We start from the raw sequence: 583 nt of genomic DNA, 5'->3' as shown, positions 1-583 counted from the left end.
CCAGTTCCGTACCCCGCGCCATATTATCCGTGCCATGGTGGAGATGATGGAACCCAACCCTGCCCGTGGTGAGCGCATTTGTGATCCGGCCTGTGGTACTGGTGGTTTTCTCTCTACCAGTTATGAATACCTGCTGGAAAAGTACAGTTCTCTGGAGAGCATTCACACCGAAACCGTCACCAACGAAAAAGGCGAGCTTGAACAGCAGCATATTTTTTCTGGAGATCTATTAAACGAATACCGCAACCATGTGGACACAGACATGTTCCACGGTTACGACTTCGACTCCACCATGCTGCGCATTGCCGCCATGAACCTGATTATGCACGGGGTGGACGAGCCGGATATTCACTATCAGGACACCATGAGCCAGAGCTTCTCCGACCGTTACCCACAAGCCTCCCACAACGGCTTTCACCTGATACTCGCCAACCCGCCGTTTACCGGCACCCTGGACGAAGAGGATATCGACCCGGATATTCTCAAGCTGGTAAAAACCAAAAAGACCGAGCTGCTGTTCTGCGCCCGTATTCTGCAAATGCTGAAAGTCGGCGGTCGCAGCGCCACGGTTGTGCCCCAAGGC

General features: G+C 53.5%; 1 protein-coding gene. It reads left to right on the top strand.

Translation table 11 applies throughout. From position 1 onward, the window contains the following. A partial coding sequence (locus tag E1189_RS25215) for an HsdM family class I SAM-dependent methyltransferase (RefSeq protein WP_230460170.1) occupies positions 1-583 on the top strand: 583 nt, incomplete at both ends.

The organism is Parendozoicomonas verongulae (assembly GCF_009711465.1).
In the GTDB taxonomy this organism is placed as follows: Bacteria; Pseudomonadota; Gammaproteobacteria; order Pseudomonadales; family Endozoicomonadaceae; genus Sansalvadorimonas; species Sansalvadorimonas verongulae.
This window is presented reverse-complemented; position numbering and strand designations above follow the sequence as displayed.